The organism is Bradyrhizobium sp. CCBAU 11357, from assembly GCF_028128865.1.
Taxonomy (GTDB): domain Bacteria; phylum Pseudomonadota; class Alphaproteobacteria; order Rhizobiales; family Xanthobacteraceae; genus Bradyrhizobium.
Genome location: NZ_LBJW01000095.1, coordinates 60,120 through 84,053 on the forward strand (window position 1 = coordinate 60,120; position 23,934 = coordinate 84,053).

At 65.1% G+C, this 23,934-nt stretch carries 23 protein-coding genes; 15 read left to right on the forward strand and 8 right to left on the reverse strand.

Annotated features, from left to right (window positions below):
- Positions 1-274: 274 nt before the first annotated feature.
- Both XI05_RS14435 and XI05_RS14440 read right to left on the reverse strand, forming a co-directional pair.
- Positions 275-1,717 carry a glutamine synthetase family protein gene (locus tag XI05_RS14435; protein WP_271502560.1) on the reverse strand — a complete coding sequence of 481 codons (1,443 nt, stop codon included), beginning with the start codon at positions 1,715-1,717 and terminating at the stop codon, positions 275-277.
- 130 nt (positions 1,718-1,847) lie between these two features.
- Positions 1,848-3,206 (reverse strand): aromatic ring-hydroxylating dioxygenase subunit alpha, encoded by a 1,359-nt coding sequence (locus XI05_RS14440; RefSeq protein WP_271502561.1) that lies wholly within the window; start codon positions 3,204-3,206, stop codon positions 1,848-1,850.
- A 113-nt stretch (positions 3,207-3,319) separates the two neighbouring features.
- On the opposite strand from XI05_RS14440, the gene XI05_RS14445 reads away from it, so the two are divergent.
- Both XI05_RS14445 and XI05_RS14450 read left to right on the forward strand, forming a co-directional pair.
- Entirely contained in the window at positions 3,320-4,105 is a 786-nt protein-coding gene (locus XI05_RS14445; protein WP_271502562.1) for an IclR family transcriptional regulator domain-containing protein, read from the forward strand.
- Positions 4,106-4,170: 65 nt separating this feature from the next.
- Positions 4,171-4,503, forward strand: coding sequence for a PRC-barrel domain-containing protein (locus tag XI05_RS14450; protein WP_271502564.1), 333 nt, complete (start codon positions 4,171-4,173; stop codon positions 4,501-4,503).
- Between the two features lie 86 nt (positions 4,504-4,589).
- On the opposite strand, the gene XI05_RS14455 is transcribed toward XI05_RS14450, so the two are convergent.
- The 4 genes from XI05_RS14455 to XI05_RS14470 form a co-directional block, all read right to left on the reverse strand.
- Positions 4,590-5,024, reverse strand: a complete 435-nt coding sequence (locus XI05_RS14455; protein ID WP_271502566.1) for a VOC family protein — start codon at positions 5,022-5,024, stop codon at positions 4,590-4,592.
- A gap of 124 nt (positions 5,025-5,148) precedes the next feature.
- The gene (locus XI05_RS14460) at positions 5,149-5,976 is read right to left on the reverse strand and encodes a helix-turn-helix domain-containing protein (protein ID WP_271502567.1); all 828 of its coding nucleotides are present in this window, start codon (positions 5,974-5,976) and stop codon (positions 5,149-5,151) included.
- Positions 5,977-6,175: 199 nt separating this feature from the next.
- Positions 6,176-6,571 (reverse strand): group II truncated hemoglobin, encoded by a 396-nt coding sequence (locus XI05_RS14465; RefSeq protein ID WP_271502572.1) that lies wholly within the window; start codon positions 6,569-6,571, stop codon positions 6,176-6,178.
- Positions 6,572-6,574: 3 nt separating this feature from the next.
- Positions 6,575-7,483 (reverse strand): helix-turn-helix transcriptional regulator, encoded by a 909-nt coding sequence (locus XI05_RS14470; RefSeq protein ID WP_197949135.1) that lies wholly within the window; start codon positions 7,481-7,483, stop codon positions 6,575-6,577.
- A gap of 121 nt (positions 7,484-7,604) precedes the next feature.
- Here XI05_RS14470 and XI05_RS14475 point away from each other — a divergent pair, with 121 nt between their 5' ends.
- The 4 genes from XI05_RS14475 (at position 7,605) to boxB (ending at position 13,599) form a co-directional block, all read left to right on the forward strand.
- Positions 7,605-9,146 (forward strand): benzoate-CoA ligase family protein, encoded by a 1,542-nt coding sequence (locus XI05_RS14475; RefSeq protein ID WP_271502573.1) that lies wholly within the window; start codon positions 7,605-7,607, stop codon positions 9,144-9,146.
- 225 nt (positions 9,147-9,371) lie between these two features.
- Positions 9,372-10,184, forward strand: a complete 813-nt coding sequence (locus XI05_RS14480) for an alpha/beta fold hydrolase (RefSeq protein WP_271502576.1) — start codon at positions 9,372-9,374, stop codon at positions 10,182-10,184.
- 123 nt (positions 10,185-10,307) lie between these two features.
- A complete protein-coding gene (boxC, locus tag XI05_RS14485) occupies positions 10,308-11,996 on the forward strand; it encodes a 2,3-epoxybenzoyl-CoA dihydrolase (RefSeq protein ID WP_271502578.1) in 1,689 nt (562 codons plus the stop codon).
- A gap of 151 nt (positions 11,997-12,147) precedes the next feature.
- A complete protein-coding gene (gene boxB, locus XI05_RS14490) occupies positions 12,148-13,599 on the forward strand; it encodes a benzoyl-CoA 2,3-epoxidase subunit BoxB (protein WP_271502580.1) in 1,452 nt (483 codons plus the stop codon).
- A gap of 185 nt (positions 13,600-13,784) precedes the next feature.
- On the opposite strand, the gene XI05_RS14495 is transcribed toward boxB, so the two are convergent.
- A complete protein-coding gene (locus tag XI05_RS14495; RefSeq protein ID WP_271502582.1) occupies positions 13,785-14,594 on the reverse strand; it encodes an SDR family oxidoreductase in 810 nt (269 codons plus the stop codon).
- A 90-nt stretch (positions 14,595-14,684) separates the two neighbouring features.
- Positions 14,685-15,743, reverse strand: a complete 1,059-nt coding sequence (locus XI05_RS14500) for a polysaccharide deacetylase family protein (protein ID WP_271502584.1) — start codon at positions 15,741-15,743, stop codon at positions 14,685-14,687.
- 164 nt (positions 15,744-15,907) lie between these two features.
- Here XI05_RS14500 and XI05_RS14505 point away from each other — a divergent pair, with 164 nt between their 5' ends.
- The 9 genes from XI05_RS14505 (at position 15,908) to pstS (ending at position 23,861) form a co-directional block, all read left to right on the forward strand.
- On the forward strand, positions 15,908-17,302 hold the full coding sequence (locus tag XI05_RS14505) for an OmpA family protein (RefSeq protein ID WP_271502586.1): 1,395 nt from the start codon (positions 15,908-15,910) through the stop codon (positions 17,300-17,302).
- A 2-nt stretch (positions 17,303-17,304) separates the two neighbouring features.
- On the forward strand, positions 17,305-17,601 hold the full coding sequence (locus tag XI05_RS14510; protein WP_212256054.1) for a hypothetical protein: 297 nt from the start codon (positions 17,305-17,307) through the stop codon (positions 17,599-17,601).
- A gap of 97 nt (positions 17,602-17,698) precedes the next feature.
- A complete protein-coding gene (locus XI05_RS14515) occupies positions 17,699-18,289 on the forward strand; it encodes a TetR/AcrR family transcriptional regulator (RefSeq protein WP_271502588.1) in 591 nt (196 codons plus the stop codon).
- Entirely contained in the window at positions 18,286-19,191 is a 906-nt protein-coding gene (locus XI05_RS14520; protein ID WP_271502590.1) for a haloalkane dehalogenase, read from the forward strand. Before XI05_RS14515 ends, XI05_RS14520 begins: the two co-directional genes overlap by 4 nt.
- 11 nt (positions 19,192-19,202) lie before the next feature.
- The gene (locus XI05_RS14525; RefSeq protein ID WP_271502592.1) at positions 19,203-19,430 is read left to right on the forward strand and encodes an Rdx family protein; all 228 of its coding nucleotides are present in this window, start codon (positions 19,203-19,205) and stop codon (positions 19,428-19,430) included.
- Between the two features lie 18 nt (positions 19,431-19,448).
- Positions 19,449-19,880, forward strand: a complete 432-nt coding sequence (locus XI05_RS14530; RefSeq protein ID WP_271502594.1) for a GNAT family N-acetyltransferase — start codon at positions 19,449-19,451, stop codon at positions 19,878-19,880.
- A 422-nt stretch (positions 19,881-20,302) separates the two neighbouring features.
- Complete coding sequence (locus tag XI05_RS14535) at positions 20,303-21,358, forward strand: lysylphosphatidylglycerol synthase domain-containing protein (RefSeq protein ID WP_172786124.1); 1,056 nt, start codon at positions 20,303-20,305, stop codon at positions 21,356-21,358.
- 46 nt (positions 21,359-21,404) lie between these two features.
- Positions 21,405-22,697, forward strand: a complete 1,293-nt coding sequence (locus XI05_RS14540; protein ID WP_271502596.1) for an ATP-binding protein — start codon at positions 21,405-21,407, stop codon at positions 22,695-22,697.
- Between the two features lie 150 nt (positions 22,698-22,847).
- Entirely contained in the window at positions 22,848-23,861 is a 1,014-nt protein-coding gene (gene pstS, locus XI05_RS14545) for a phosphate ABC transporter substrate-binding protein PstS (protein WP_271502598.1), read from the forward strand.
- Positions 23,862-23,934 lie beyond the last annotated feature (73 nt).

Genomic DNA, 23,934 nt, shown 5'->3' on the forward strand with positions numbered 1-23,934 from the left:
TTCCGATAGAGGCCGGTAGTTGTCCCGAGATGAAGCGTGCGCAGCGCGGCAGTATCGTGCGGGCGGCCTTCAGACCCCGGTCATTGTATGAGTTCCGATCGCGAAGACGATCCGCCGATCCTCATCTGCTCAAAATGCAGGCGCCCGATGAAGTTCCTGGCGACACTACCTGGAATAGTCACACTGCCTGCGGAGCACGTCTATTTTTGCGTCCAGTGCCGTCGGGTCGACACGATTCGGCTGAAGTGAGGTGCCGGGGTCGCGCCGGACCTGCTCAAAACACCTCGAAATATTCGCGATGTTCCCAGTCGGTCACCTCAGACAGGAAGCGGTCGATCTCGGCGTTCTTGATGTGGGTGTAGTAGTCGACGAACTCCGCCCCGAGCTTCTCGCGGAAGAACGGGTCGTCCTTGAGCGCTGAGACCGCATCGCGCAAGCTTTTCGGCAATGGCGGCGCCTTGGTCTCGTAGGGCGTGTCGGCCGAGGGGCCGGGATCGAGCTTGCGGTCGACGCCGTCGAGGCCGGAGAGAATCTGCGAGGCCATGTAGAGATAGGGATTGGCCGCGGGCTCACCGATGCGGTTCTCCAGGCGCGTTGAGGCATCACCGGCGCCGCCGAGCACGCGGATCATCACGCCGCGATTGTCGCGGCCCCAGATCGCGCGGTCGGGCGCCAGCGAATAGGAGCGGTAGCGCTTGTAGCCGTTGATGGTGGGCGTGGTGAACAATGTCGAGGCGCGGGCGTGATCGAGCAGGCCGGCGAGGTAGGATTTGCCGAACGCGCTGAGCGGCTCGCCGCCATCCGTCGCCGCTGCCATGAACAGATTGTCGCCGCTCGCGCGCGAGACGATCGACTGATGCAGGTGCCAGCCGCTCGCGAACGCGTTCGGCAGCTTCGGCCGACACATGAAGGTGGCGTGATAACCATGGCGGCGCGCGATCTGTTTCACCGCGCTGCGGAACAGCACCATGTTGTCGGCGGGCTCCAGGCCCTTCTTCGGCTGGAAGGTGAACTCGCACTGGCTGGGGCCGAACTCCACCTCGACCGAGCGCAACGGCAGCCCCAGCGCGACGATGTCGCGGCGCAGGATCTCCAGCACCGGCTCCATCTGATCGAAGCGTTGCTCGGTGAGATATTGATAGCCGTGGCTGAGCAGGCTCACCGAGGGCGGCGTACCGGGCTGGCCTGCGTCTTCCGCGCGCATATGCGGATCGTCGAGCCTGAAGATGTGGAATTCCACCTCGAGCCCCGCGACGAACTCGTGGCCGCGCGTGCCGAGCTCGCCGAGGACGCGCTTGTAGAGCCCGCGCGTCGCGAAAGGCACGGGACGGCCGTCGTTGAAATAAAGGTCGCACAGCACCCAGCCCGTGGTGGGCGCCCACGGCAGCACGCGAAACGTGGTGGGATCGGCGACCATCAGCACGTCGGCCGCGCCCTCCATCTCCTTCATGCCGAAGCCGCCGCCTGCCGTGAACACGGGGAATACCGTGCGATGCGAGGTATCCTTGGCCAGCATGGTGGTGGTGATGGAGCAGCCGCTCTCCAGCGAGGCGATCGCCTCGGATGCGACGATGGTCTTGCCGCGCAGGATGCCGTGCTGGTCGGGGAAGGCGAGGCGGATGACCTCGAGGTTCTTCTCCTCGGCGATGCGGCGCAAGCGCTGAGCTGCGTCCCTCTGCTCATCCGACCACAGCGCATGTCGCGCGACGAAAGTCACTTCATCACTCCCTCAACTGCCGTAGGGTGGGCAAAGCGAAGCGTGCCCACCGTCTCTATCGTTCTCACGGAAAGATGGTGGGCACGGCGCTTTGCGCCTTTGCCCACCCTACGGGGTCCGTGCATGGACGTCACTCCGCCGCCGTCAGCCGGTGCACGTTGTCCGCGATCTCCTTCGGCACCGGCGCGGTCCATGGCGCGCCGCGGCGGCGCTTGACGTCGACTTCCATCCAATAGGTCTCCCAGCCCCGCGTCGGTCCGATGCCGTCCATCGTCGCCGGCCCCTGAATGCTGCGCGCGTTGGCCGCGTCCAGAAACAGCATCGGCCTCTCGCCGCCGGAGACCTTCTCGATCTCCTGCCGCAGCAGGCGGCGATACTGCACGATCGCCTTGTCGGATTGGCCGAGATGCTCCTTGGTACGATCCTGGATCGCGCCCATCGATTCCACCGCCCATTGGTCGTGGACGTTGATGTCGTTGCCCATGCCGGTATAGGTCGCGGTCTGCTGCTCGTGCGGATCGAAACCGTAATCGTTAGCTCGGTTCTTGCGCGATTTGTAGTCGGGCAGCTCGTACAGCTCGAGCCGCTGGTCGCGCATCTTCTGCTTGTCGACCGGGTTCGAATAGCTGGTGAAGATCGCGTACCAATAGCAGTTCTCGTCATCGACCGGCACGTGCCATTGCGTGATCGTCATCTCCGTGCTCATGGGGATGACGAAGCCGTGCGGGAACAGCTGGTTGGTGACGCGCACATGGGTGCGCTCCTCGTCGATCTCGCGCAGCGCGATCAGGCGCAGGCCGTATTCGGTGTGCTCGACATTGATGATCGGGCGGTCGTATTCGCGCAGGATCTTCGTCATCGGCAGATCGCTGCCCGCGGAGGCGCCGCGGAATTGCTTACCATAGGCGGTGGAGGTGTCCTCGTCCTCGAAGAAGCGGTGCAGATAGGAGGCGTGCGCGGGATCGATGCCGACCTCCAGCGCCTGCAGCCAGTTGCAGGCCATGTGGCCCTTGAATGCGAAGGTATGGCTGCTTGGTGCAATGAAGCAGTCGATCTCCGGGAACGCGGGCGGCTCACCCTCGCCGAGATAGGCCCAGAGGATGCCGCTCTTCTCCATGACGGGGTAGGAGCGCTGGCGGATGTTCTGGCAAAGCTTGGAATCCTTCGGCTCGGCCGGCGTCTCGATGCATTGGCCGGTGGCGTCGAACAGCCAGCCATGGAAGGCGCAGCGCAGGCCACCATGCTCGAGCCGTCCGAAGGCGAGGTCGGCGCCGCGATGGGCGCAGTGGCGGTCGATCAGCCCATAGCGCCCGGTCTCGTCGCGGAACAGCACCAGATTCTCGCCGAGCAGCTTGACCGGACGGATCGGCCGCGCCCCCTCCAGCTCGTCGACCAGCGCCGCCGGTTGCCAGTAGCTCCGCATCAGCTTCCCGCATGGATCCTTCGGCCCGGTGCGGGTGATCAGGTCGTTCTGCTCCTGGCTCATCATGGCGGTCGCGTCCTTTTCCGGAGAAGCGTTCTGTTCGCCTATTGAACGAATGGGCGAATTATGACATGAGTTGGAGCGCCAGCAAGTACTATTTTGCAGGATTTTCCCCTGACATGCCCAAGCTGAAGCGGAGTGAGACTGACGAGCGTGCGACGGATTTCGTCGAGGCCCTCGACCGCGGGCTGCGCCTGCTGCAGTGCTTCGGCACCAATGCCGGCCCGATGACGCTGAGCGATCTCGCCCGCGCTGCCGATCTGCCGCGCGCCACCGCCCGGCGCATGCTGTTCACGCTCCAGCGCGGCGGCTTTGTCAGCGGCGATGGCAAACTGTTCTCGCTGACGCCGCATGTGCTGACCCTGGCCGCGTCCTATTTGCGATCCAACCAGCTCGTCACGGTGCTGCAACCGGTGCTCGATCGCGTTGCGACGGCGGCGAATGAAATCTCCTCGCTGGCCGCGCTCGACCGCGACGAGGTCGTGTTCATCGCCCGCAGCAGTCCGGCGCGCATGTTCTCCGGCGGTCTCGAGATCGGCTACCGCCTGCCGTCCTTCTGCACCTCGGTCGGCCGCGCCATGCTCGGCCAGCTCGACGACGCCGATCTCGCTGCCCGGCTGAAGACGATGAAACGGGAGGCGCTGACGCCGCAGACGGTGACCGATCCGAAGGCGCTGCTCGCGCGCATCGCTGCCGACCGGGCCCAGGGCTATTCGCTGGTCGACCGCGAGGCCGAGCCGCATTTCCGCTCGATCTCGGTCCCCGTCCGCCGCTACGACGGCGTGATCGTCGCCGCCATCAACATGGGCGCGCATGTCGACCGCGTGCCGGCGCAGGAGCTGATCGACCGCTTCCTGCCGCTGTTGCGGGACGGTGCGGAGGCGGTGCGTTCGCAGCTTCTGTAGCTGCTCCCGCCGCCTCGAAACCGGTGCTATAATTGTCGTGAACACAAGAGAACAGGGAGGACACCATGAACCACACCATGGTTCCCAGTGATCGCGTGGAGCACGTCGCCGTCTACGGACGCGACGGCACGAAGCTCGGCACGATCGAGCGACTGATGCTCGACAAGATGAGCGGAACGGTCGCCTATGCCGTGATCAAGACCGGCGGGCTGCTCGGTACACGTCACCATTATCCGCTGCAGTGGAGCGCGCTGAAATACGATCCGGCACGGCAGGCGTTCCAGATCGAGCAGACGCTGGACGAACTCAGCAGCGGCCCGTGCGAGTTCGATGGCGACGCGTTCGACTGGGGCGACCGCTCGCGGCCCTACCCGCATCCGAATTACTGGTCGATCTAGCGGGGAAACGGTCGGCCAGCGCGCATTCTCGGCCCGGATGCGGCTGGCTCAAGCGGCGCCCGAGCGTTGTCCGACGCGAGCGCCCGCTAGCCGGAAAGCGGCTGCTCGCCGACTTTGGGCCAATAGGTGCCAAAGCTCCAGAGCCCGCCCTCCGGATCGCGCGCGGCGAAATCGCGGCTGCCGTAATCGGTCGTGTAGGGCTCCATCTCGATCTGCGCCCCGGCGGCCTTGACCTTTTGATAGAGCGCGTCGGGCTCATCAACAGCGAGATAGACGGCATCCGTCCGCCGGCCGCCGATGTCGCCAACCTGTTTGCCGTAGGCGTCGTCGCGATGCGCGCCCAGCATGAGGATCGACGATCCGAACGCCAGCTCGGCGTGAACGACCGTGCCCTCCTTGCGGTACACCACGCGTTCGGTGAAGCCGAGAACGTTCTTCAGCCAGGCGATCATCGCCTCCGTATCCTTGCAGCGCATGGTGTTGAAGAGGCGCGGCGCTTCATAAACGTTCGGCGGGTTCATGACACTCTCCAAGCTCGTTGCAAGTCCGGTGCAAGTCCTTGTCTGTTGCGAAACCGACCCTAGTTCGGATCAAGCCAGCCGGCTTGAACAAATGGGACCTGGCCGTGTCTCGCCCCGCGTGGCGCTAGCCTCCGCCGTCGCGCATCAGTCGTGGATCGATGACATCGAGCCGCGCGGCCCATCCGGTCGGTGTCTCTCCGCTGAAGATGCGGAAATCGCGCGCAAGATGTGCCTGGTCGGCATAGCCGGCCTCCGCGGCAATGGCCGCCCAGCCGCCTGCGCCGTCGGTCCGGGCCAGGATGCAAGCTCGATGAAAGCGCAGCATCTGGGCCAGCGTCTTTGGCGGAACGCCAATCTCGTGGTGGAAGCGGCGCGTGAGATGCTTGCGGCTCCAGCCGATGTCGGAGGCAATGTCGGCGATTCTGACCGCGCCCGCGCCTCGCCAGAGCGTCTGCAACGCGAAAGCGATCTCAGGCGAGGGCTCATGCACGGCGTGGCGAAGCACGAAGTCTTCCACGATCTCGAATCGTCGCTGCCAGCCGGTCGCCTCGGCCACCCTCGCGCGGAGGTCGCTACCGTGCCGCCCCCAAATGTCGTCGAGTCCGACGATCCGTGCGGTCAGATCGGGCACGGCTCCTCCGAAGAAACGATACGCCCCGAGCGGCGTGAAATCGACCTGAACGCATTCGGCGTGTCCGTCGGATTCGATAACGACCGGTCCGGGAAACAGACCCGCCGCGAAACTCGGCCGCGCATCGGCGGTGTCCGGTTGGTGTCCGAGTGCAATACGGAAGGGCGTTCCCAAATTCACCAGCAGAGGCAGTGTAAGCGGCGCGGCGTGCCGGAAGGCGGCCAGGCCGATGCCGCGCTCGCGGTAGAACGAAATGCTGGAGACCAGGCGCGCAAGGGGCGGCGAGGGCGGTCGACGAACGACATCGGGAGGCGCGTCCATCGCACGCTACCTTTCGTCCGCCTCGCGCTCCACCGCCTTGTAGAGCACGCCTGCCATCTCGCGTGTGCTCGCGTCCGCGCGCACCGTGTCACGGAGGATCTCGGTCATGTCTGGAGCTTAGCAGGCGATCGCGGCGGAACTCAAATGACCCGGTGCAGGGTACGTGATACGCCGTCGAACTGCGCCAAAGGCGGCCCTGTCACGGCCGGTTGCGCATCCAATCCGCAAGGCTCGACAGTGCCTTGTCGAGATCCTGCCGTGCGGCGGCATCGGTGATCGTCTGCTCCATCGCGCCGCGCATGCACAGCATCCACGCGTCGCGCTCGGCGTCTCCAATGGAAAATCCGAAATGGCGCTGGCGGAGCCGCGGATGGCCTTTCTCGGGCGTATAGAGCCGCGGGCCGCCGGTCCATTCGGTGAGATAGCGCTTCAGCACGTCCCTGATCAGGCTGAGGTCGTCCGCATGCATGGCGCGGATGATCTTCGCCTCCGGCAGCGAGTCCATGCGGTCGTAGAAGCGGTCAACGAGGGCGCCGATCGTGGCGCGGCCGCCGATCCGCTCGAACATGGAAATTGCGGTGGTCGTGTCGGTCATTCTCTACAGCGCCACGCTCCGCAGCCCGAAGCTGCGGGCCTCGTTCTGCAGCACCGGCCGCACCGCATCGATCAGGCGCGCGGCGGCGGCGTCGACCGACAGCCCCGCCGTATCCACCACCGCGGTTGCGCGCGAATACAGCGGCTCGCGGCTGAGCAGGATGTTGCGCAGCTCCGTCATCGCCGAGCGATCATCCGCCATCGGCCGCAGGTCGCCCTGGCGGCGCACGCGCGCCATGTGCTCCTCCGGCTCGGCCTTCAGCCAGATCGTGTAGAACGAGCTCAGGACCTGGTCGAAGGTCAGGGGCTCGGAGACGATGCCGCCGCCGGTTGCCAGCACCATCAGCTCGTTGCGCGCCAGCAGCTGTTGCAGCGCCGCCTGCTCCATGCGGCGAAAGCCTTCCTGGCCGTAGAGCGCGATGATCTCCGCGACCGAAAGGCCGTTCTGCTGCTCGACCTCCTTGTTGAGCTCGACAAAGCTCCAGCCGATCTTCTTCGCCAGCATCCGCCCAAGTGTCGACTTGCCGGCGCCACGCAGGCCGATCAGCGCGATGCCGCAGAATGGCGCGCGCCGCGGCGCGGAGGCGCTGCCTCCGGTGAGCAGATCCTTTGCTTGCGCGATCTGGCTGGGAGTCGCCTTGCGCAAGAGGTCGCGAAACATCTGCCAGTCCGGCGTCGGATCGGCGCTAGGCAGCAGGTCTTCGAGATGCGCGCCCATCGCGTCGGAGACGCGGCGCAGCAGCACGATCGAGACATTGCCCTTGCCGCTTTCGAGCTGCGCGATGTAGCGCTCCGAGATTCCCGACACCTTGGCGAGCACTTTGCGCGACATGCCGCGCAGCGCGCGCATGGTGCGCACACGTTGGCCGAGCTGTTCGAGGAAGCGGGATTCGGCGTCGGGACTTTCGGTCATGAGCCTTCTTTACAGGTGTCCTGCGGCGCGATTTAATGAAACATAGTGCCTGCTGGCATTGACAGCAAGCCGCCGTGGTGTCTTTCTATGAATTATAATTCTAAATTCGGGAGAGATGTCCGTGAGCGAGGGATCCTACAACGCGGTGACCTGGCTGCTCGACCGTAACGTCGAGGAGGGCAGGGGCAGCAAGCTCGCCTTCGATGACACCGTCTCGCGGCTCACCTATGGCGAGCTCCAGCAACAGACCCGGCGCGCCGCCAACATGCTGCGCCGGCTCGGCGTCCGCCGCGAGGAGCGCGTGGCGATGATCATGCTCGATACGGTCGATTTCCCGATCGTGTTCCTGGGCGCGATCCGCGCCGGCATCGTGCCGGTGCCGCTCAACACGCTGCTGACCGCGGACCAATACGCCTACATCCTCGCCGACTGCCGCGCGCGCGTGCTGTTCGTGTCCGAAGCGCTCTATCCCGTCATCAAGGACGTGGTCGGCCGCATGCCCGATCTCGAGCATGTCGTGGTCTCCGGCGCCAAGCAGAACGGCCACAAGCAGCTTGCCGAAGAGCTCGCCGGCGAGAGCGACCAGTTCACCACCGCCGCGACGCATCCGGACGAGCCGGCGTTCTGGCTGTATTCGTCGGGGTCAACGGGCATGCCCAAGGGCGTGCGCCATATCCATTCCAATTTGCAGGCGACCGCCGACACCTACGCAAAACAGGTGCTCGGCATTCGCGAGAGCGACGTGTGTCTCTCCGCGGCGAAATTGTTCTTCGCCTATGGCCTCGGCAATGCGCTGACCTTTCCGATGTCGGTCGGCGCCAGCGTGATCCTCAACAGCGAGCGGCCGACGCCGGCGCGCATGTTCGATCTGATGAACCGCTACAATCCCTCGATCTTCTACGGCGTGCCGACGCTGTTCGCGGCGATGCTCAACGACGAGACGATGAAGAGCGAGCGCGGCGGCAAGGCGTTGCGCATCTGCACCTCCGCCGGCGAGGCGCTGCCGGAATCCGTCGGCAACAGCTGGAAGGCGCGCTTTAACGTCGACATTCTCGACGGCGTCGGCTCGACCGAGCTGTTGCACATTTTTCTGTCGAATGCGCCCGGCGATATCAAATACGGTTCGTCCGGCAAGCCGGTGCCAGGCTATGCGGTGCGGCTCGTCAACGAAGCCGGGCAGGATGTTGCCGACGGCGAGGTCGGCGAGCTCCTGGTCGATGCGCCCTCCGCCGGCGAAGGCTACTGGAACCAGCGTCACAAGAGCCGCCGCACCTTCGAGGGGCCATGGACCCGCACCGGCGACAAATATGTCCGTGACGCGGATGGCCGCTACACCTTCTGCGGCCGGGCCGACGACATGTTCAAGGTCTCCGGCATCTGGGTCTCGCCGTTCGAAGTGGAGAGTGCGCTGATCACGCATCCGGCGGTGCTGGAAGCTGCCGTCGTGCCCGAGGCCGATCCGGAAGGACTCCTAAAGCCCAAGGCCTTCGTCGTGCTGCGCCCCGGCGCCAGGACGACGGATTTGCAGGAGATGCTCAAGGAGCACGTCAAGCAGAAGATCGGCCCCTGGAAATATCCGCGCTGGATCGACGTGGTGGACTCGCTGCCGAAGACCGCGACCGGCAAGATCCAGCGGTTCAAGCTGCGGGAAGGGGCGCATTGAGCGTGTGGCGCTTGCTTACCCTCCCCTGGAGGGGGAGGGTCGGCACGCGATCGAGCGTAGCGAGACGCGTGACGGGGTGCGGTGATCTCTCCTCACGGGCACTGCATCTGCGGAGAGGCTGCCACCCCACCCCGCCTCACATCTCGCTGCGCTCGCTGTGAATCGACCCTCCCCCTCCAGGGAGGGTGAGCATCTCGGCATTTGGCTAGGAATGGGAATTCGACCATGACCAATCTCACCCCCACCGGCTTCCTCGACATCGGCGGCGCCAGCCTCGAATACAAATGGCTCGCGCCGCAATCGGCCGACGCGCCCACCATCGTGATGCTGCATGAAGGTCTCGGCTCCGCCGGCCTCTGGGGTGATTTTCCCGAGAAGCTGCAGCAGGCCACGGGTGCGGGCATCTTCGCCTATTCGCGCGCAGGCTACGGGCAGTCCAGCCCGGTCGCGCTGCCGCGGCCGCTCGACTACATGCATCGCGAGGCCCTGGACGTGCTGCCGAAGCTGCTCGATGCGATTCAGTTCAAGCGCGGCCTTCTGCTCGGCCATTCCGATGGTGCCTCGATCGCCACCATCTATGCCGGGGCGCATCAGGATCATCGCCTCAACGGCCTCGTGCTGATCGCGCCGCATTTCATCGTCGAGGACATCTCGATCAAATCGATCGCCGCGATCAAGACGACGTTCGAGACCACGGACCTCAGGTCAAAGCTCGCGCGCTGGCACAAGGACGTCGACAACGCCTTCCAGGGCTGGAACGGCGCCTGGCTCGATCCGAAATTCCGCGATTGGGATATCTCCGAATACCTCGCCTACATCCGCGTGCCCGTCCTGATCGTGCAGGGCGCAGATGATCAATATGGGACGCTGCGCCAGGCCGAGATCGCGCAGGAGGAATGTTACTGCCCGGTCGACCTGAAAGTCTTTGCCGGCGCGGCGCATTCTCCGCATCGCGAGGCCCCGGGGCCCACCCTCGATGCCATCACGCAGTTCGCAAAGGCCGCCTTGCGGGACGATCCAGGGCTTCAGGCCGCATGAGGCGCATGTGGTCAAGATGAAGCAAAGTGCATGTGAGTCCGAGATTCGGGCTAGACTAACTGGGCAAGATGCACTATTGTGCATCTAACGCTCGAAATGCATAACCAAGCTTAAGGGTGGCTCATGGCCGGGGAAGATCGGCGCCTCGCAGGCGGCGCGACATTCATCGATTTCCAGACCGAACCGTCCCGCTACAAGCATTGGAAGCTCGCGGTCGAGGGCGACGTCGCGACGTTGACCATGGACGTCGACGAGAATGGCGGCCTGTTCGAGGGCTATTTGCTCAAGCTCAATTCCTACGATCTCGGCGTCGACATCGAGCTGGCCGACGCGATCCAGCGCCTGCGCTTCGAGCATCCCGAGGTGAAGGTCGTCCTGCTGCGCTCGGCCAAGAACCGCGTGTTCTGCGCCGGGGCCAACATCCGCATGCTCGCGGGCTCGACCCATGCGCATAAGGTCAATTTCTGCAAGTTCACCAACGAGACCCGCAACGGCATGGAAGACTCTTCGGAGAATTCCGGCCAGCGTTTCATCACCGTCGTGAACGGCTCCGCCGCCGGCGGGGGCTATGAGCTGGCGCTCGCGACCGATCACATCATCCTCGCCGACGATGGCTCGTCTGCCGTGGCGCTGCCCGAGGTGCCGCTGCTCGCGGTGCTGCCGGGCACCGGCGGTCTGACCCGCGTCGTCGACAAGCGCAAGGTGCGCCGCGATCACGCCGATGTCTTCTGCACCATCGAGGAAGGCGTCAAGGGCAAGCGCGCCGTGCAATGGCGCCTCGTCGACGAGATCGCGCCGAACTCCAAGCTCGAGGCCAAGATCGCCGAGCGCGCCAAGGAGTTTGCGGCCGCTTCGAAACGCAAGGGCAGCGGCAAGGGCATCGCGCTGACGCCGCTCAGGCGCCTGATCGACGAGAACAGCATCCGTTACGGCCTCGTCACCGTCGACATCGATCGCACCGCCCGTATCGCCACCATCTCGATCAAGGCCCCGGAGACCGCGCCGCCCGCCGACATCGACGGCATGATGGCGCAAGGCGCCTCGTTCTGGCCGCTGCAAGTGGCGCGCGAGCTCGACGACGCCATCCTGCATCTGCGCATCAACGAGCTCGAGATCGCGATGCTGGTGTTCAAGAGCCATGGCGACCGCGCCCATGTGCTCGCCAGCGATGCTTTCCTCGAAGCCAACAAGGCGCATTGGCTGGTCAACGAGATCAGGCATTACTGGAAGCGCGTGCTCAAGCGCGTCGACGTCACCTCGCGCACGCTGGTGACGCTGGTCGAGCCCGGCTCCTGCTTTGCCGGCACGCTCGCCGAGTTCGTCTTCGCCGCCGACCGCTCCTACATGCTGATCGGCACGCGCCAGGGCGACAATCGCCCGCCGCCCTCGATCGAGCTGTCCGCCATGAATTTCGGCCCGTATCCGATGAGCCACGGCCTGACGCGGCTGCAATCGCGCTTCCAGGCCGATCCGTCCGATCTTGAACGCGCGGAAGCAACGCTTGGCACCAGCCTCGATGCCGAGCAGGCCGAAGAGCTCGGCCTCGTCACCTTCGCGCTCGACGACATCGACTGGGACGACGAGGTTCGTGTGTTTCTCGAGGAGCGCGCCAGCTTCTCGCCCGACAGCCTCACCGGCATGGAAGCGAGCCTGCGCTTCGTCGGCCCCGAGACGATGGAATCGAAGATCTTCGCCCGCCTCACGGCCTGGCAGAACTGGATCTTCCAGCGCCCGAACGCCGTCGGCGAGGAAGGCGCGCTGCGCCGTTATGGCAGTGGCCAGAAGCCGAAATTCGATATGACGCGGGTTTGATGACGATCGTGTCCCGGGCGCGGCGCAGCACGAAGTGATGCGACGCAGAACGGGGACCCACACGGACCGAACAATGGGTCCCGGCTCTGCAGCACACCGCTTCGCGGCTAGCGCAGCGTCCGGGACACGGGACAGACCAAGGAGCACGGCCATGAACATGAACATCATGAACGTCGACTACTCGACCAAGATTCCCAACAACGTGAATCTCGCCGAAGACCGCCAGGTGCTGAAAGCGCTGGAAGGCTGGCATCCCGGCTACATGGATTGGTGGAGCGACATGGGGCCGGAAGGCTTCCAGGAATCGCTGGTCTATTTGCGCACGGCGTACTCGGTCGATCCGCGTGGCTGGGCCAAGTTCGATTACGTCCGCATGCCCGAATATCGCTGGGGCATTCTCCTTGCGCCGCAGGAAGAGAACCGCGTCGTGCCGTTCGGCGAGCATTATGGCGAGCCGGCCTGGCAGGAAGTCCCGGGCGAGCATCGTGCCATGCTGCGCCGCCTGATCGTGATCCAGGGCGACACCGAGCCGGCCTCGGTCGAGCAGCAGCGCCATCTCGGCAAGACCGCGCCCTCGCTCTACGACATGCGCAATTTGTTCCAGGTCAATGTCGAGGAAGGCCGCCATCTCTGGGCGATGGTCTACCTGCTGCAGAAATATTTCGGCCGCGACGGTCGCGAGGAAGCCGACGATCTGTTGCGCCGCCGCTCCGGCGATGCCGACGCGCCGCGCATGCTGGGCGCCTTCAACGAGGCGACGCCGGACTGGCTGTCCTTCTTCATGTTCACCTATTTCACCGACCGCGACGGCAAGATGCAGCTGCACAGCCTCGCTCAATCGGGCTTCGATCCGCTGTCGCGCACCTGCCGCTTCATGCTGACCGAAGAGGCGCACCACATGTTCGTCGGCGAGACCGGCATCACCCGCGTCGTGCAGCGCACCTGCGATGCGATGAAGGAAGCCGGCATCACCGATCCCACGGACATCGCGAAGGTCCGCGCGCTCGGCGTGATCGATCTTCCGACCATCCAGAAGAAGCTGAACCTGCACTACACGCTCTCGCTCGACCTGTTCGGCTCCGAAGTCTCGACCAACGCGGCCAACGCCTTCAACGCCGGCATCAAGGGCCGCTATCACGAGACCCAGATCGACGACGATCACCAGCTCAAGAACTCGACCTATCCGGTGCTCAAGCTGATCAACGGCGAGGTCAAGCTGGTCGATGAGCCGGCGCTGACCGCGCTCAACATGCGCCTGCGCGACGATTACAGCCAGGATTGCGTCAAGGGCATGCTGCGCTGGAACAAGGTGATCTCGACCGCGGGCTACGACTTCAAGCTGACCTTGCCCAACGTGGCCTTCCACCGCCACATCGGCGAGTTCAAGGACGTGCACGCGACGCCCGACGGCATCCTGATCGACGATGCCACCTGGGCCAAGCGCAAGGACGAATGGCTGCCGTCGGCCAGCGATGGCGACTTCATCACGTCATTGATGCAGCCCGTCACCGAGATCGGCCAGTTCGCCTCCTGGATCTCGCCGCCGAAGGTCGGCATCGACAACAAGCCCGGCGATTTCGAATACGTGAAGATCGAGTCGTAACGGCTGGTAGCGAGATGCGATGGCCGCGCCACGCACTCACTGTCATCGCCCGGCTTTGACCGGGCGATCCAGTATTCCAGAGACTGTCGTGATAGAGCCGCGAGGCGGCGGCGTACTGGATGCCCCGGTCAAGCCGGGGCATGACAGCGGAGTATGAGGCGAGAGCGGAGTACCAATCGCCTCCTTCAGCTATCCCACCCGCTGCCCTTGATCCCCGCATTCGCATAGACGATGCCGCCGTCGACCGCGATGGTCGCGCCGACCACGTAATCGCCGGCGCGCGAGGCGAGGTAGATCGCGGCGCCCGCCATGTCCTCATCGGTGCCGATGCGGCCCGCAGGCACGCGCGTTGCGACCTCGTCGCCGTGATCGCGCGCGGCGCGGTTCATGTCGGATTTGAATGGCCCCGGCGCGATGGCGCTGACCACGACATGGTCGGGGATCAGCTTCACCGCCATGCGCCGGGTCAGATGGATCAGCCCGGCCTTGCTCGCGGCGTAGGAATAGGTCTCCATCGGATTGACGAAGATGCCGTCGATCGAGGCGATGTTGATCACTTTCGCCGGCCGCGCCGCGCTTGCCGCCGCGCGCAAGGGACCGGCCAGTGCCTTGGTCAGGAAGAACGGCGCCTTGACGTTGAGGTTCATCACCTTGTCCCAGCCGCTCTCCGGGAATTCGTCGAACTCGGCGCCCCAGGCCGCGCCGGCATTGTTGACGAGGATGTCGAGCCGGGGCTCCAGCCTGATGATCTCGCCGGCGAGCCTGTCGCAGCCTTCGATGCTCGAAATGTCGATCGGCAGCGCGATGCATTCGCCGTCATATTGCGCGCTGAGCTCTTGCGCGGCTGCCTCGCAAGGCCCGGCCTTGCGCGCGGTGATGTAGACCTTCGCCGCGCCCGCGCTGAGAAATCCCGCCGCGATCATCCTGCCGATGCCGCGCGAGCCGCCGGTCACCAGCGCGATGCGGCCTTGGAGCGAGAACAAATCGTTGAACATGCGTTCCTCCCTTGGTTGCCGCTGGTTGTGGGCGGAGCGGGAAGGGGAGTCAAGGAAGGCGCGGTTGTCCTCACGCGTGCAGAATGAGGCCTACGCCGCCGCGATGCGGCGGAAACCGTTCCACATCGCGGTCGCGGCGCCCGAGGTCAGCACCGGCAGGATCCGCGCGTCCTGATAATTGCCGTTGAGCGAGACGCGGGGCAGCGCGGTCATGTGGTCGGCGTTCTCCGCGAACAGCATGCCGGGCCGTGTCGTCACCGCGGTCTTGAAGCCGGCGGATGCGGCAAGGGCGAATTCGCGCGCGCCCGCGGCGTCGCGGTCGCCATAGGGATAGGCGAGGTGCAGCACGGGGCGCTCCAGCACCTGCTCGATCCGCGCGCGGCTCGTGGCCATCTCCTGCGCGGCGATGTCTTCCGCCTGCTTGGCGAGATTGCAATGGCTGACGCTATGCGCGCCGATCGTGACCAGCGGATCGGCGGCAAAGGATTTCAGCTCGGCCCAGGACAGGCAGAGGTTCCGGCACAGCGCTTCCATGTCGACGCCGCAGGCCGTGCACAGCGCTCCGATCTCGCGCGCAAGATCGTGTTCGCCCGGCAGCGCGCGCAGCCAGTCGTGCAGGCGGTCGAACGCCGCCTGCTTCGCCGCTAGCGTGGTCGCATCGAGCCGCAGCACGGAATTGCCGATCCGGAGGTCGATCTGCTCGGTCTTGGCGATCACGGCCTCCAGCGCCGTCCACCACAATCGCCCGGTGCCGTCGGCAAAATCGCTCGCGACATAGACCGCCAGCGGCGCGTCAAATTCGCGCAGCACCGGCAGGGCGTAATGCAGATTGTCGCGATAACCGTCGTCGAGGGTGAAGGCGGCGAAGCGGCGGTCGAACCGGCCTTCCACCAGCCGCTCATGCAGCTCGTCCATGCTGACGATGTCGATGTCGCGCGAGCGCAAATGGCACAGCGTGGCGCGCAGGAATTCTGGGGTGACCTCGAGATGCCGGTTCGGCTGGAACGCGGCCTCGCGCGCCGGCCGCACGTGGTGCAGCATGAAAATGGCGCCGACGCCCGACAAAAGCGGGCGCAACAGGTGGTGCGCCCCGCTGAAATAGAGAGCTCCCAGCCCGGCGCGGATGACGTTGTTACGCAGTTGTTTCATGACCGGGTGGGGGACTTTGGCATTCCGCTCTCAACTTACGGAAGAACCCTTGAAGAAAAAGTTATTCCAATTGTCCCACCCGGGCCTTCGGAACAGTGCCATTTCCGGTTTGACAGCCTGCCAAGGGTTTGTTTTGTCTCCGTTTCCAGAGTTCGGGTCGTCGAATGCAGAAGCTTTTCTCGTGGGCCGGTAAATGGTGGCCGGGGCTCATCCCCCTTGCCGTCATGTGGGGATTTGCGGCCTGGAATAACACCTTACCGGTCGAGGCCGATCTGTCGGCCCGCAGCTCGGCTGCGCTGAAGGACACCGTTCTGGACAAGACCCGGATCGCGGTCGACGGCCGCGACGTCAGCCTGGCCGCGGACGCCTTCTCCGAGGAGGGGCGCCGCGACGCGGTGATGGCGGTCGAAATCGTGCCCGGCGTGCGGCTGGTCGACGACCGGACCCGCCTCGTTCCTGAGGCCAAGCCCTTCGTCTGGAACGCCGAGCGCGACGTGGTGCGGGTGACGCTGTCGGGCTCCGCGCCGCTGCCGTCGATGAAGGGTCGGCTGACCGAGGCGGCCCGAAAGGAAGTCGGCGGCGTCGAGGTCGCCGATCAGATGGGGCTGGCGCGCGGGGCGCCACCGCGGTTCGAGGCCGCCGCGATGCTGCTGCTCGATCAGATCGGCAAGCTGAAGGACGGCAAGATCACCATCACGGACACCAAGGTCAACCTGTCGGGCATGGCGCGCGAGCTCGGCGGCCGTGAGGCGATCGCGGCCGCGCTGAAGAACCTGCCCGAGGGCTTTTCGATCGCCGCCAACGAGATCAAGGCGCCGCCCTACATCTTCCAGGCCTACAAGGATCCGGTGGCCGCGACGGTGACGCTCACCGGCTACGTTCCTGACAACAACGTCCACGCCGCAATTGCCACCAGCGCCTCGCGAAAGTTCTTCACCGAAAAGGTCGTCGACAATCTCAAGGCCAGCATCGGCGCACCCGGCTCCTTCAACACGGCCGTCGTCGCCGCGCTCGGCGCGCTGTCGCGGCTGTCGACCGGAACGCTCGTCGTCTCCGACCGCGAGGTGAAGCTCTCGGGCGATGCGCTCTACGAGGGCGCCGCCAACGAGATCCGCGCAGGCCTCGGCAAGGACTTCCCGAAGAACTGGCAATACAAGCCGGAGATCACGGTGAAGCCCGCCGCAGGCCCGGTCGACGGCACCGTGTGCCAGCAATTGTTCACGGAGCTCCTGACCAAGGGCAAGATCCGCTTCGCGAACAAGCGCGCGGACATCGATCCTGACTCGGCCGGCATCCTCGATCGTCTCATCGAGACGGCGCTGCGCTGCCCCACCACCAATATCGAGGTCGCCGGACACACCGACGCCGATGGCGAGGATGCCTTCAACCAGGCTCTCTCGGAAAAGCGCGCTCAAGCAGTGATCGACTATCTGGTCAGGGCGGGCCTGCCGGCCAGCCGCTTCACCGCGGTCGGCCATGGCAGCGCGCAGCCCGTCGCCGGCAACGACACCGATGAAGGCAAGGCGCAGAACCGCCGCATCGAATTTCTGGTGAGGTGACGATGCCCTATCTCGTCTCGTTCCATCTGGGCTGGCTGATCGGCTCGCTGCTGCTGGGCTTCTGCATGGGCTGGATCTCGGTGGTCCAGCGCGGCAACGGCACTTCGAAGGTGACCGCGCGCTGGCTCGCCGTGCTTGCCGCCGCCCTGGTCGCAGCCTCCCTAGCCCATGTGGTCCCCGGCCGCTTCGGTTACTGGCTCGACCTCGGCCTGATCATGTTCGCCTGTTACCTGGTCGGCTGCACCATCGGCGCCTGGCTGCGCGATCGCGTGGTCGCGCGCAGCATGCGGGCAGGCTGAAGCCCCGCCGCCGAGCGCCCTTTCTCCCCCAGCGAGGTCATGAAGAGTCGGGAAAGGCTGTGCTTGACAATAATACGTACGTACGTATTATTTGCTCATGCCTAAGCCCTCGCTCAAAGATGCCATCCTCGACGCCGGCCTCAAGGTCATGTTCCGGACCGGCTATCACGGCACCAGCGTCCGCGATGTCACCGCCGCGGCGGGCGCCCCGCAGGGGTCCTTCACCAATCATTTTCGCTCCAAGGAAGCATTCGCTTCGGAGGTGCTCGATCGATATTTCGAGATCACGAAGGGATTGGTCGCGGAGGCCCTTAAAGACGCCTCGCTGACGCCGCGGGCGCGGCTTAAACGCTATCTCGACATCATCACCGGCCGCCTCGAAGCCGACGGCTACGGACGCGGCTGCCTCATCGGCGATCTCAGTCTGGAAGCGGCCGGCAGCAGCGAACTGCTGCGCAACCGCCTCGCCGAAATTTTTGCCGAGTGGCGCATGCCGTTCGCGGCCTGCATCAGCGAGGCGCAGGAAAACGGCGAGATCGATTCCGAATTCGAGCCCGAGGAGCTTGCCGACTTCCTGCTCGCGTCCTGGCAGGGCGCGATCCTGCGCATGAAGGTCGACCGCGCGCCCCGCGCGCTCGAGCGATTCAAGACCATCGCCTTCAAGACCGTCTTCAAGGAGCCGACATGAGCCAGCAAGCCGAGATTCAGATCCGCAGCGCCGCCGTGCTGGGAAGCACGATGGCTTATCGCGAGACGGGCGCGAAGGATGCGCCGGTCGCGCTCTTTCTTCACGGCAATCCGACGTCGTCCCATATATGGCGAAACATCCTGCCGCTGGTGGCGCCGGTGGCGCATTGCATCGCGCCCGATCTCATCGGCTTCGGCCGGTCCGGCAAACCCGATATCGCCTATCGCTTCTTCGATCACGTCCGCTATCTCGACGCGTTGATCGAAGAGCTCGGAATCAATTCGGCCTATCTCGTTGCGCAGGATTGGGGCACGGCGCTCGCATTTCACCTGGCGGCGCGCCGGCCGGCGTTCGTGCGCGGGCTCGCCTTCATGGAGTTCATCCGGCCGATGCCGACCTGGCAGAATTTCCACCAGGCGGAAGCTGCGCGCGAAACTTTCCGAAAATTCAGGACGGAAGGCGAGGGGGAGGCCATGGTCCTCGAGGCGAACGCCTTCGTCGAACGCGTGCTGCCCGGCGGCATCATGCGAAGTTTGAGCGAAGACGAGATGGCGCCTTATCGCCAGCCTTTTCCGACGCCGGACAGCCGCCGGCCCGTTCTTGCATTCCCGCGTGAATTGCCGATCGCCGGCGAGCCCGCCGATGTCTATCACGCGCTGCAATCGGCTCATGCGTCGCTGAAAGCGTCCGCCTATCCGAAGCTGCTGTTCGCGGGCGAGCCGGGCGCCGTCGTCGCTCCCGCATTTGCCGAGACGTTCGCGGCCTCGCTGCAGCACTGCGCGCTCGTCCGCCTCGGGCCCGGTCGACACTACCTCCAGGAGGATCATCCCGATGCGATCGGCCGTTCCGTGGCCGGCTGGATCGCCGGTATCGAAGCTGTGCGTCCGCAGCTTGCGGCCTGAAGGAGGATGAGATGTCCGACGTGACCATCATCTATTGCCGGCCGTGTGGATATGAGAAGCGCGCCAAGGAGGCGGCCGCGGCGCTGCGCCGGCAGCTGGGGTTGGAATCGGATCTCGTCCCCGGCAAGGGCGGCGTTTTCCAGGTGAAGCTCGGCGACCGGATTGTCGCCAGCCGCAGCAAAGGCCATTTTCCTGACGACGACGAAATCGTGGCGGCCGTCAATGCCGCCCGGGACTGAGCCGGGGAGGCTTTTGCGATGTCGATTGTCTGGTCCGACGATCTCGCCGGTGTCGACTGGGATGAACTGTCCGCGCTCTACCGCATCGCCCCGCTCGGCACCAAGACACCGGCCGATCTCGCGCTCGTGTTTGGCAACTGCATGTTTCGAACCTTCGCTCATGAGCAGGGGCGCCTCGTCGGCGCAGGCCGCGTACTCGCCGATGGCCGCGACTGCGCCTATCTCTGTGATGTCGCAGTGCACCCGGATCATCAGGGGCGGGGGCTCGGCCGCGACATGATCGAACGTCTGCTTGCGCGTTGCCGCGGCCATCGCAAGATCATCCTCTACGCCGTGCCGGGCAAGGAAGGCTTTTACGAACACCTGGGCTTCAGGCGGATGACCACGGCCATGGCGATCTTCGAGGATCAGGCCGGCGCCTATGGCCGCGGCTATTTGACCGCGCCTTGAGTGCGGTCTGGAGCCCGCGACCTTCCGGCGCATCGGAAAATCCGGGAACGATGCCGGGATTGCCCCCTCTTTCAACAGGCGGGCGGGCCCCATAGATTGACGTCGGCTTAAGGCGTGACGGAACATTGTGCGGCCGAAATCATCAAAACTTCATGGCCCCTGCGCAGGATCGCCATGGAGATTCGCGCCAGGCCTTGCCGCCGAAAGCGCCAACCCCTGCACCGGGAGCCGCTACCCTGCCTAAAATATTGAAGGCACGCGTTTTTGTTCGAATTGCCGAATTCCACTTCGGCCGAAAACGCGCTAGTGGAGGGGCAGGGGGCATGCGCGATGCCGGCGCCGGCAGCGCGGGTTCGTTGAATGCCTGCGCGTCCGCCTGTCCGCCGGCCACCCTGGCCGTTGAAGCGTTGTTCGAGGTCTAGATGCTGGAAGCCATACGCAGGGTGACGACGTTTCTGCGCCAGAAGCAAATCCTGCATAAGCTTGGAGTTGTGATCAGCATCGCGGTCATCGGCATCGCTTGCTATGTGCTCTACCACATGCTGCGGGGCATCGATTTCAACGAGGTCCTCGAAGCGATCAAGAGTACCGAACCGAGCCAGATTGCGATGGCGGCGCTGTTCGTCGCTGCGGGCTATTTCACGCTGACCTTCTACGACCTCTTCGCCACGCGCGCGATCGGCCATGCCCACGTGCCCTATCGCATCAACGCGCTCGCGGCCTTTACCAGCTATTCGATCGGCCACAATGTCGGCGCATCCGTCTTCACTGGCGGTGCGGTGCGCTACCGCATCTATTCGGCCTACGGGCTGAACGCGATCGACGTCGCAAAGATCTGTTTTCTCGCCGGCCTGACCTTCTGGCTGGGCAATGCCGCCGTGCTCGGCCTCGGCATCTCCTACCATCCGGAGGCGGCGGCCTCGATCGACCAGCTGCCGGCCTGGCTGAACCGGACGCTGGCGCTGATGATCATCGTGGCGCTGATCGGCTATGTGGTCTGGGTCTGGACCCAGCCGCGGGTGGTCGGCCGCGGCCCCTGGACCGTCGTGCTGCCGGGCGGCCCGCTGACGCTGCTCCAGATCGCGATCGGCATCGTCGATCTCGGCTTCTGCGCGCTGGCGATGTACGTGCTGGTCCCGGACGAGCCCAATCTCGGCTTCGTCGTGGTCGCGGTGATCTTCGTCTCGGCGACCCTGCTCGGCTTCGCCAGCCATTCGCCTGGGGGCTTGGGGGTGTTCGACGCCGCCATGCTGGTCGGCCTCTGGCAGATGGACCGGGAGGAGCTCCTGGGCGGCATGCTGCTGTTCCGCGTCCTCTATTATCTGTCTCCGTTCGTCCTATCTGTAATCTTGCTGACGTTTCGAGAAGTTATCATCGGCGCCCGATCGAAGCGGTTGCAACAGGCGGCGCTCAAGCTGGACCCCGGTCCTGCGCCTGAAGCCGCCTATGTGAGAGAGCGCAGCGACAGCGGCGCCTGACCCGTGTCAGGTCCTTAAGGACAGCCCCCAGGAGAAGCCCGCCCCGATGGCGATTGACGCCCCCTCTTCTCCCTCCGCCCAGCCCTGGTCCGACCGGCTGCGGCACTCGACCATCATTCTGATCGCCGCGGCGCTGGCGCTGTCCGTCGTGGTCTCGCTCGGCGAATTGTCGGCGCTGCACGCCGCAATCGTGTTCCTCTGCATCGCGGCGGCGGCCTTGATCCCGTGGCGGCTGCACGATCCCGCCGCCTCCCGCGACGACGTCAGGCGCATCAACCCGGTCGAGAGTGCGGCGGTGGCCGCGGTGGTTGCCGGCATGCCGGATCCGGCGGTGCTGCTCGACCGCGCCGGCCGCGTCGTCCACCTCAATGCCGCGGCCGCCCAGCTCGCGCCGGCGCTGCGCCGGAACGAGCTCGCCCAGTTCGCGCTGCGTTCGCCGGAGATCATCACCGCGCTGCGCGAGGCGATCGCGACCACCGAGCCGCGGCGCGCGACCTATCTCGATCATGTTCCGGTCGATCGCTGGATGGAGCTCATCATCACGCCGGTACCGGTGCCGACCAGCTTCGGCGGCACTGACAAATGCATGCTGATGACCTTCCACGACCAGACGCCGCTGCGCCGGGTCGAGGAGATGCGCGCCGATTTCGTCGCCAATGCCAGCCACGAGCTGCGCACGCCGCTGGCGGCACTGTCGGGCTTCATCGACACGCTGCAGGGCCAGGCCAAGGACGATCCAAAGGCACGCGAGCGCTTCCTCGGCATCATGCACAACCAGGCCACCCGCATGGCCCGCCTGATCGACGACCTGCTCTCGCTGTCGCGGGTCGAGCTCTCGGCCCATGTCCGGCCCGACACCCTGGTCGACCTGCTGCCGATCATCCGCCAGGTCGCCGACGGGCTCGAGCCGCTGGCGCGGGAACGCCACGTCGAGGTCGAGACCCATCTGCCGGACGCCCCAGTGATGATCGCAGGCGACCGGGAGGAACTGCTCCGCCTGTTCGAGAACCTGATCGAGAACGCGCTCAAATATGGCGCCTCGGGCGGACGCGTCATCGTGTCGCTGACATCGAGCGCGGCCACTGATGGAACTCAGGAAAACCGGGTCATGGTCCGCGATTTCGGCCCCGGCATCGCGCCCGAGCACCTGCCCCGGCTGACCGAGCGCTTCTACCGGGTGGATGTCGGCGACAGCCGCTCGCAGGGCGGCACCGGGCTCGGATTATCGCTGGTGAAACATATTCTTAACCGTCATCGCGGTCGGCTGCTGATCGAAAGCGTGCCCCGGCAGGGCGCCACTTTTACCGCCTGTTTTCCCCAGGCCAAGACGCCGGTTTAGACCTAAAAATCAAGCGATTTCAGTCGGTTGACTGTGTCATCCAGCTGTCACGAAACCTTCGTAAAAGCACAGCCGACCGCTCCTAAACGGGCGGCACGGGGAGCGCGATCGGGCGCGGATGGCGCTTCGCTCCCCTGTATGGAGACCAGCATGAATTTCCTCAAAACTCTCGTCGCTGCTGGCTTGGTCGCCGCATCGGCGACGGCAGCCTTTGCGGCCGACATCACGGGTGCCGGCGCGACGTTCCCGTTCCCGATCTATTCGAAGTGGGCTGACGCCTACAAGAAGGAGACCGGCAACGGTCTGAACTATCAGTCCATCGGCTCCGGCGGCGGCATCAAGCAAATCCAGGCCAAGACCGTGACCTTCGGCGCCAGCGACGCGCCGCTCAAGGCCGAGCAGCTCGAGAAGGACGGCCTCGTCCAGTGGCCGATGGTGATGGGTGCCATCGTCCCCGTCGTCAACCTCGAGGGCGTGAAGCCCGGCGAGCTGGTGTTCGATGGCGAGACCCTCGCCAACATCTATCTCGGCAAGATCACCAAGTGGGACGATGCCGCGATCAAGAAGCTCAATCCGAACGCGAAGCTGCCCTCGGAGGCGATCACCGTGGTCCGCCGTTCGGACGGTTCGGGCACCACCTTCAACTTCACCAATTACCTCTCCAAGGCCAGCTCGGACTGGAAGAGCAAGGTCGGCGAGGGCACCGCGGTCGAGTGGCCGGTCGGCGTCGGCGCCAAGGGCAACGAAGGCGTGTCGGGCAACATCAGCCAGACCAAGAACTCGATCGGTTATGTCGAGTACGCCTATGCCAAGCAGAACAAGCTGACCTACACCGGTCTCGTCAACAAGGCCGGCAAGCCGGTGCAGCCGACCGTCGAGGCCTTCCAGGCGGCCGCCTCCAACGCCGACTGGGCCAAGGCGCCCGGCTATTACGTCATCCTGACCGACCAGCCCGGCGAGAAGTCCTGGCCGATCACGGCTGCGACCTTCATCCTCATGCACAAGTCCGCCACCGACAAGGCGGCCTCGCAGGAAGCCATCAAGTTCTTCCGCTGGGCCTTCAAGAACGGCGGCAAGGCGGCTGAGGAGCTCGACTACATCCCGATGCCGGACAGCGTCGTCCAGCTGATCGAGAAGACCTGGGCTGCCGACATCAAGAGCTAAGTAAGGCTCTCGTGTCCCGGACGCGCTGCAGCGTGCAACGCTGCGGCGCAGAGCCGGGACCCACAAGCGCTAG

Excerpts from the sequence above, each read along its gene's own strand:
- boxC (WP_271502578.1), top strand. The coding sequence starts at position 10,308 with ATGGCCGGGGAAGATCGGCGCCTCGCAGGCGGCGCGACATTCATCGAT.
- XI05_RS14445 (WP_271502562.1), top strand. The coding sequence starts at position 3,320 with ATGCCCAAGCTGAAGCGGAGTGAGACTGACGAGCGTGCGACGGATTTC.
- XI05_RS14535 (WP_172786124.1), top strand. The coding sequence starts at position 20,303 with ATGCTGGAAGCCATACGCAGGGTGACGACGTTTCTGCGCCAGAAGCAA.
- XI05_RS14495 (WP_271502582.1), bottom strand. The coding sequence starts at position 14,594 with ATGTTCAACGATTTGTTCTCGCTCCAAGGCCGCATCGCGCTGGTGACC.
- XI05_RS14530 (WP_271502594.1), top strand. The coding sequence starts at position 19,449 with ATGTCGATTGTCTGGTCCGACGATCTCGCCGGTGTCGACTGGGATGAA.
- XI05_RS14460 (WP_271502567.1), bottom strand. The coding sequence starts at position 5,976 with ATGGACGCGCCTCCCGATGTCGTTCGTCGACCGCCCTCGCCGCCCCTT.
- pstS (WP_271502598.1), top strand. The coding sequence starts at position 22,848 with ATGAATTTCCTCAAAACTCTCGTCGCTGCTGGCTTGGTCGCCGCATCG.
- XI05_RS14465 (WP_271502572.1), bottom strand. The coding sequence starts at position 6,571 with ATGACCGACACGACCACCGCAATTTCCATGTTCGAGCGGATCGGCGGC.
- boxB (WP_271502580.1), top strand. The coding sequence starts at position 12,148 with ATGAACATGAACATCATGAACGTCGACTACTCGACCAAGATTCCCAAC.
- XI05_RS14455 (WP_271502566.1), bottom strand. The coding sequence starts at position 5,024 with ATGAACCCGCCGAACGTTTATGAAGCGCCGCGCCTCTTCAACACCATG.
- XI05_RS14505 (WP_271502586.1), top strand. The coding sequence starts at position 15,908 with ATGCAGAAGCTTTTCTCGTGGGCCGGTAAATGGTGGCCGGGGCTCATC.
- XI05_RS14440 (WP_271502561.1), bottom strand. The coding sequence starts at position 3,206 with ATGATGAGCCAGGAGCAGAACGACCTGATCACCCGCACCGGGCCGAAG.
- XI05_RS14515 (WP_271502588.1), top strand. The coding sequence starts at position 17,699 with ATGCCTAAGCCCTCGCTCAAAGATGCCATCCTCGACGCCGGCCTCAAG.
- XI05_RS14520 (WP_271502590.1), top strand. The coding sequence starts at position 18,286 with ATGAGCCAGCAAGCCGAGATTCAGATCCGCAGCGCCGCCGTGCTGGGA.
- XI05_RS14525 (WP_271502592.1), top strand. The coding sequence starts at position 19,203 with ATGTCCGACGTGACCATCATCTATTGCCGGCCGTGTGGATATGAGAAG.
- XI05_RS14470 (WP_197949135.1), bottom strand. The coding sequence starts at position 7,483 with ATGACCGAAAGTCCCGACGCCGAATCCCGCTTCCTCGAACAGCTCGGC.
- XI05_RS14510 (WP_212256054.1), top strand. The coding sequence starts at position 17,305 with ATGCCCTATCTCGTCTCGTTCCATCTGGGCTGGCTGATCGGCTCGCTG.
- XI05_RS14480 (WP_271502576.1), top strand. The coding sequence starts at position 9,372 with ATGACCAATCTCACCCCCACCGGCTTCCTCGACATCGGCGGCGCCAGC.
- XI05_RS14500 (WP_271502584.1), bottom strand. The coding sequence starts at position 15,743 with ATGAAACAACTGCGTAACAACGTCATCCGCGCCGGGCTGGGAGCTCTC.
- XI05_RS14450 (WP_271502564.1), top strand. The coding sequence starts at position 4,171 with ATGAACCACACCATGGTTCCCAGTGATCGCGTGGAGCACGTCGCCGTC.
- XI05_RS14540 (WP_271502596.1), top strand. The coding sequence starts at position 21,405 with ATGGCGATTGACGCCCCCTCTTCTCCCTCCGCCCAGCCCTGGTCCGAC.